Genomic DNA, 572 nt, shown 5'->3' on the forward strand with positions numbered 1-572 from the left:
TCCGTTTCAATGAGTGAGAGTTTGAGTAACTCAGTAAGCATGAGTGGAAGCTTAAGCAACTCGGTATCAATGAGTGAGAGTTTGAGTAACTCGGTATCAATGAGTGAAAGCATGAGTAACTCGGTATCAATGAGCGAAAGCTTAAGCAACTCCGTTTCAATGAGCGAGAGCTTAAGCAACTCCGTTTCAATGAGTGAGAGTTTGAGTAACTCGGTATCAATGAGTGAAAGCATGAGTAACTCGGTATCAATGAGCGAAAGTTTAAGTAACTCCGTCTCAATGAGCGAGAGCTTAAGCAACTCCGTTTCAATGAGTGAGAGTTTAAGTAACTCAGTCTCGATGAGTGAGAGTTTGAGTAACTCAGTAAGCATGAGTGAAAGTTTAAGTAACTCAGTCTCAATGAGCGAGAGCTTAAGCAACTCCGTTTCAATGAGTGAGAGTTTAAGTAACTCAGTCTCAATGAGCGAGAGCTTAAGCAACTCCGTTTCAATGAGTGAGAGTTTAAGTAACTCAGTCTCAATGAGCGAGAGCTTGAGTAACTCAGTAAGCATGAGTGAAAGCTTAAGCAACTC

Annotated in this window: 1 protein-coding gene; it reads right to left on the minus strand. The window is 41.4% G+C overall.

Annotation, left to right across the window (positions count from 1 at the left end; translation table 11 throughout):
* Positions 1–572 (minus strand): NEL-type E3 ubiquitin ligase domain-containing protein (locus LMB56_RS00055; RefSeq protein WP_229287838.1); only part of this gene is annotated, 572 nt, incomplete at both ends.

The sequence above is a fragment of the Limosilactobacillus reuteri genome, from assembly GCF_020785355.1.
GTDB classification, from domain to species: Bacteria; Bacillota; Bacilli; order Lactobacillales; family Lactobacillaceae; genus Limosilactobacillus; species Limosilactobacillus reuteri_I.